The organism is Mycobacterium sp. (assembly GCF_049280035.1).
Classification (GTDB): domain Bacteria; phylum Actinomycetota; class Actinomycetes; order Mycobacteriales; family Mycobacteriaceae; genus Mycobacterium.
The window spans coordinates 1-6,006 of sequence record NZ_JBAPPI010000461.1 but is presented as its reverse complement, the minus strand read 5'-3'; the positions used below and the strand labels follow the sequence as shown (position 1 = coordinate 6,006).

The 6,006-nt window shown below is 64.6% G+C and carries 6 protein-coding genes and 1 pseudogene; 2 read left to right on the top strand and 5 right to left on the bottom strand.

The features are described from left to right. Positions 1 to 181, top strand: a pseudogene (locus WAN71_RS15195) (hypothetical protein); the annotation flags it as partial. 61 nt (positions 182 to 242) lie between these two features. Here the strand turns inward: WAN71_RS15195 and WAN71_RS15190 are convergent. Beyond that, positions 243 to 1,226: an esterase family protein gene (locus WAN71_RS15190; RefSeq protein ID WP_422226121.1), complete on the bottom strand. Its 984-nt coding sequence runs from the start codon at positions 1,224 to 1,226 to the stop codon at positions 243 to 245. Between the two features lie 398 nt (positions 1,227 to 1,624). Here WAN71_RS15190 and WAN71_RS15185 point away from each other — a divergent pair, with 398 nt between their 5' ends. Beyond that, the gene (locus WAN71_RS15185; protein WP_422226120.1) at positions 1,625 to 2,848 is read left to right on the top strand and encodes a DUF7159 family protein; all 1,224 of its coding nucleotides are present in this window, start codon (positions 1,625 to 1,627) and stop codon (positions 2,846 to 2,848) included. A 48-nt stretch (positions 2,849 to 2,896) separates the two neighbouring features. Here WAN71_RS15185 and WAN71_RS15180 read toward each other — a convergent pair whose 3' ends face one another. The 4 genes from WAN71_RS15180 to WAN71_RS15165 form a co-directional block, all read right to left on the bottom strand. Beyond that, positions 2,897 to 3,769, bottom strand: a complete 873-nt coding sequence (locus WAN71_RS15180; RefSeq protein ID WP_422226119.1) for an LLM class F420-dependent oxidoreductase — start codon at positions 3,767 to 3,769, stop codon at positions 2,897 to 2,899. Between the two features lie 20 nt (positions 3,770 to 3,789). Continuing rightward, positions 3,790 to 4,329 (bottom strand): YceI family protein, encoded by a 540-nt coding sequence (locus WAN71_RS15175; RefSeq protein WP_422226122.1) that lies wholly within the window; start codon positions 4,327 to 4,329, stop codon positions 3,790 to 3,792. A 21-nt stretch (positions 4,330 to 4,350) separates the two neighbouring features. Then, positions 4,351 to 5,364 (bottom strand): alcohol dehydrogenase catalytic domain-containing protein, encoded by a 1,014-nt coding sequence (locus WAN71_RS15170; protein WP_422226118.1) that lies wholly within the window; start codon positions 5,362 to 5,364, stop codon positions 4,351 to 4,353. Positions 5,365 to 5,373: 9 nt separating this feature from the next. Continuing rightward, positions 5,374 to 6,006, bottom strand: a 633-nt coding sequence (locus WAN71_RS15165) for a cytochrome P450 (protein ID WP_422226117.1), incomplete at its 5' end; no start/stop codon positions are given.

Genomic DNA, 6,006 nt, shown 5'->3' with positions numbered 1-6,006 from the left:
ACCGCCGAATCGGGCCTTGGTCGGCAAAACGTTTTCCAAGGCCGGTGTCACCGCGATTCTCTACCAGGACAGCGATTCTGAACAACATGGAGTCGCCCGTATCTATGGCCAGTGCAACAACATGAACAACCACCGAGGCGACTCGACGGCATGGATCGACATCACCGACCAACTGCACTGACCGGCCCACCAGGAAAACTGCGCTTGACGGATCACCGTCAAGCGCAGTTTTCTCGGGAGGGTTAGCCGCCCGCGTGGGCGCCCAGGGCGCCCTGCAGATCACCCTTCATGGCGTTCAGCTGGGCGCCCCAGTACTCCCAGCTGTGCGTGCCGTAGGCCGGGAAGTTGAACACGGCGTTGTGGCCGCCCGCGGCGTTGTAAGCGTCTTGGAACTTCTTGTTGCCGCCGATCATGAAATTGCTCTCAAGGAACGTGGCCGGCAAGTTGGCACCACCCAGTTCGTTCGGAGTCCCGTTGCCGCAGTACACCCAGAGCCGGGTGTTATTGGCGACGAGTTGGCCGACGTTGATCGTGGGGTCGTTGCGTACCCATGCCGGGTCGCCGTCTGGCCCCCACATGTCTTCCTTCTTGAAGCCGCCGGCATCACCCATCGCCATGCCTATCCAGCCCTGCCCGGTGGACGGGCTGAGGTAGCCGGACAGCGAACCGGCGTAGATGTACTGACCAGGGTGGTAGATCGCCAGGTTCATTGAAGATGCACCGGCCATCGAGATACCGACCGCCGCACTGCCGTTCGCCTTGACGCTCTTCTGCGAGGCCAGGTATCCCGGCAGCTCGCTGGTCATGAAGGTCTCCCATTTGTAGGTCTGGCAACCGGCCTTACCGCAAGCCGGGTTGTACCAGTCGGTGTAGAAGCTGGATTGCCCACCCACCGGCATGACGATCGACAATCCGGACTGGTAGTACCACTCGAAGGCCGGGGTGTTGATGTCCCAGCCGTTGTAGTCGTCCTGGGCGCGCAAGCCGTCCAGCAGGTACACGGCCGGCGAGTTGGCCCCTCCGCTCTGGAACTGGACCTTGATGCTGCGGCCCATCGATCCTGAAGGTACCTGCAGGTACTCGACCGGAAGGCCGGGCCGGGAGAATGCCCCTGCCGTTGCCGCTCCGCCGAAAAGGCCGACGAGGCCCGGCAATGCGGCGGCAGCAATAGCGGCGACCGTCAGTCGCCGCACCCAGCCACGCATCTTTTCGTTCACGTATGTCATCCCTGTCCCTTGTCGTAGGCCATCGCGCTAATGGCAAAACTTACCGTGTGGTATTCCATATGTCGATCAGGACGCAAAGTTGTCTCGATTTGGTGTCGGCCGCCGCCACCTGCGCAGAGCCAGTAGTGAGCGAGCCAGGCAGCCGTTTGTGGCAACTTTCTGATGCGCTTTGACCAGCCGGAATTCGACCACCCCACGCGACGTCGCAGGTGATCGCGGCGCCGCAGGGTGGTGTTGACGCCCGTTCAACTGTCGTCGCGAGGAGCGCGTAGGCTCACCCGGGGTAGACCGACGAGACCACGCTGTCCCGGTCCTTCCGCAGCACACGAACCAACCCGCATCGACGGTTTCGTGCTGGCGGCGGCACATGGGCGTTGGGGCACGATTGAGGTGCAGATTTGGACACGGTACTTGGGCTGTCGCTGACATCCACGTCGGTCGGCTGGGTCCTGGTGGAAGGCCGCGACGCCGACGGCACCATCCTCGATCACGACGATTTCCACGTGGATACCGGCAGCGGGGTGCGGGCAGTCAACACCTCAGCGCAGACCAGCGCGGCAGTATTGGACGCTCAAGCGACAGCGGCCAACTATGACCATCGACTTCACGTCATCGGTGTCACCTGGAGCGACGAGGCGGCTGCAGAGGCTGCGCTGCTGCTGGAGTCGTTGACCGACGCCGGCTTCCACAATGTTGTCCCGATTCGGCTGCACCAGGCTTGCGACATGTTGGCCCGGGCGATAGCGCCAGTCGTCGGCTATGAAACGGCCGCCGTCTGCGTATTGGACGGCGATTCGACGATCGTCGTCATGGTCGACACCTGCGACGACGAGCCGCAGACGGCCATCAAGCAGCTGACCGGCGGCGCGGGTCGCCTGGTCGGATGGCTGACCACCCTGTTCGACCGGAGTTCATGGCAACCGGGCGGCATCGTGATCGTCGGTCCCGATGAGGACCTCGAAGCGCTGTCGTGGCGGCTTGAGAAAGCGGTTCCGGTGCCGGTCATCACGCAGATCGGCGCGCAGCTGGCGCTGGCACGTGGGGCTGCTCTCGCATCGACCGAGAGCACGGGATTCCCGGAAGCCGAGACGGTCGACGCCGTCGACGGCGAGCGGGGGGAGCGGCGCAGCGCCCGGCAAAACTCCTACGCCGGGGCGTTGACGATGCTCGTCGCCGGTGCGGTCACGTTCGTCGCATCACTGTCGTTTGCCCTGGGCCAGCATCTGGTTCCCGACCGAGGTACCGGACCGGTCCAACATGTGGTCCATAAAGCGGCCACTCCTCGCGTCGTACAAGCCCCGGCTCCGCAGCCGGCGGCCGTCGAGGTGCCCGCTGCGCGACCAGCGCCGCCACCTGCACCGGTCCAGCAACCGACCCAAGCCCCCGCCGCTGCCCAGCCGCAGACCGTGGCTTCCGACGAACCGTCGGCCCAACTTCCAGCCGCCGCACCGGTTCCGCCGCCGCCACCGCCAGCGCCGGTCGCGCCTCCGCCTCCGCCTCCGGATCCACATCCACGGCTAACCAAGCTGCTTGAGCGCCTGCACGGTCAGCAGGACCCGGCGCCGGGCCAACCGGCACCGGGGCAAGGCCCGCCACCTAATCCGGGTGCGCCGCCGCCATAGTCACCGGAATTCCCAATGCTCAAGCGGCTCCGGCTGTTTCGGGCAGCGCTAACCCGCGAAAGCTTCGGCGGTTTTGGCGGCGGTGGTCAACGCGGCAAGGTGGTCGTCGACCGACGCCAGCCCGGCGTTCATCGTGTTGATCGCAACATGCGATGCGCCCGCATCGGCCCAGACCCGAAGACCTTCGGCGAGGTCATCGGCGTTGCCGTTCCACGAAACCCGGCCTTCCATGGCGATTTGGGCGGGGTCTCGGCCGGCCTCCGTGGCGGCTTGCGATACCTCTTGCAGCGCCTGATCGAGTTTCGGGCCGGGGCCCACCATAGGAAACCAGCCGTCGCCGAGGCGACCGGCGCGCCGGCATGCGCGTGGCGACGCCGCCCCGAACCACACCGGAATCGGTCGCTGGATCGGCAGCGGCGCCAGTCCGGCTCCGGTCACCCGGTGATACGTGCCGTGGTAGGTGACGGTCTGTTCGGTCCATAGCTTGCGCATCAGGTCCACCTGCTCTTCGCTGCGCTTGCCGCGGTTCGAAAAGTCTTCGCCCAGTGCCTCGTATTCGACCGCGTTCCAGCCGAGTCCGACACCCAGCCGTAGCCGGCCGCCGCTGAGCAGGTCCACCTCCGCCGCCTGCTTGGCAACCAGGACGGTTTGTCGCTGCGGCAGGATCACGATGCCGGTCACCAGTTCCAGTGAGGTAGTGACCGCGGCGAGATAGCCGAACGTCACCAGCGGTTCATGGAAGGTGTCGTGCACGTCATAAAAGCCGTCCCAGCCGGCGTGCACCTTCGGATCGGCGCCGACGACGTGGTCGTAGGCAAGAAGGTGGGCAAACCCAAGCCCTTCGACATGCTCGGCGTAGGCCCGCACTGCACCCGCGTCGGCGCCAATTTCGGTCTGCGGGAACACAACTCCGATCCGCATCTTTTACTCCCTTCGGTTGCTCAAGTGTCTTTGGCTCGCTGCGCAGTGAACACGATGTTGACGTCGTCGGCGACTTTTAGCGAGCCCATCAACAACGAATATGGCTTGACCCCGAAGTCGGATTGACGAACGACGGCCTGAGCGGACAGCCGCCAAACCTTGCCGAGATCCTCAGTGCACAAGTCGATTACGTGTGGCCGAGTCTTTCCGTGGATTTGCAGCGTTCCGGCTATACGGTAAACGTCCTGGCTTTGGTCGATGCTGTCGGCGTCGAAGCAGATCTGGGGAAATCGTGCGGCACCCAGCTGTCGTAAAGCGTTGGACCGCACCAGGATCTTCTCCGGTCCGGACAATGGCGTCAGGCCACCTTCGCCACGCAGAACTTCGAGCGAATCAACGTCGACTGTGACCTGCGCTGCGACGGGTGCACCATCCGACCACCGCACCGCGGCCTGCCAGCGTCGCATCACGATGGTCAGCCGATGACCCATCTTCGACGCCCGGCCGGCGACACCGGTGTGAACCAATAACTCACCGTCCGATGCGGGAAGAGTCCAGATATCGGTCACCGACCGACTGTGTCACATGGTCAAAACTGTGCGGTAGTGAGCTCGCCCCTGCTCTAAAGTCGCATAGCCTTCGGCGGCCTGCGACAGCGGTAGCTCTTCGATCCACGCCCGAACACCGGAGAGAACCGCGAAATGCATGGTGTCTTCGACGTCTTTCGCGGTGCCGGACGGATGGCCGACGATGCTGACCCCCGGCGTGATGAGCTGGATGGGGCTGATCGGCAACGGTTCAGGCGTGACGCCGATGGTGACGAGCTCACCCTGTGGCGATATTCCGCCGACCGTTGCGGCCATGGCCGGCGAGTTGCCCGCGGTCGCCAGCACGACCGCCGCGCCACCGAGAGCCTTCAGCGCTTCGGCGGGATCGCCGGCAGTGGAGTCGACGTAGTGGTGGGCGCCCAACTTCCGGGCGTCCTCCTCTTTGCCGCTGCCGCGGGCGATTGCGATGGTCTCAAAACCCATCGCCCGGGCGAACTGCACCCCGAGGTGGCCGAGCCCGCCGACACCGAGGATGGCGACCCGGTCGCCCGGCACCGCCTTCGTGTGGCGCAACGCGTTGTAGGTGGTAACGCCGGCGCAGCCCATCGGCGCGGCTTCCGCGTCGGATAGACCTGCCGGTATCTGAGCGAGCGCGCTCCCCGGGACAGTCACCGACTCCGCATATCCGCCCGGATATTGGTAACTCGGGATTTTCCCGTTCTCGCAATGAATGAAAAGGCCTTTTCGGCACTGATCGCAGTGGTAACAGCACCCGCCGAACCACCCGACCGCGACGCGATCGCCGACCGCGAACCCCTCGACACCCGCACCGAGCTCGGCGATAGTGCCGGCGATTTCGTGCCCGGGCGTCAACGGCCACGTCATGTCCGGGAAGCCACCCGAGACAAAGTGCGCGTCCGTGCCGCAGATCCCACACGCGGTGACCGTCAGCCGCGCCTCATCACGGCCGGGTGGCTTGGTTTCGACATCGACCAGCTCTAACGCTGCGCCGGCCGACTCTACGTGAACAGCTCGATGCGTAGGCATGCGTTGATGCTAGTGCGCGACAGGGTGTTTGGTTGCCCCGTTGGTGTGGTAGTCGACCTGCCAGTGCTTGATGCCGTTGAGCCAGCCCGAACGCAGCCGCTCAGGTTTGCCGATCGATTCCAGATCGGGGATAGCATCCGCGATCGCGTTGAACATCAGGTCGATCGTCATCCGCGCCAAGTTGGCCCCGATGCAGTAATGCGCACCGGTGCCGCCAAATCCCACGTGCGGGTTGGGATCACGCAAGATGTTGAACGTGAACGGGTCGTCGAAGACTTCCTCGTCGAAATTGGCCGAGCGGTACACCATCACCACCCGCTGGCCCTTTTTGATCTGCACGCCGGACAGCTCGTAGTCCTCCAACGCCGTCCGCTGGAACGACGTGACCGGGGTGGCCCACCGGACGATCTCATCGGCCGCGGTGGCTGGCCGCTCCCTCTTGTACAGCTCCCACTGATCGGGGAAGTCGGTGAACGCCATCATGCCCTGGGTAATGGAGTTGCGGGTGGTCTCGTTGCCGGCCACCGCCAGCATGATGACGAAGAAGCCGAACTCGTCGTCGGAAAGTTTGTGGCCGTCGATGTCGGCCTCGATCAGCTTCGTGACCAGGTCTTCCGCTGGATTCTGCGCGCGGTCGGCAGC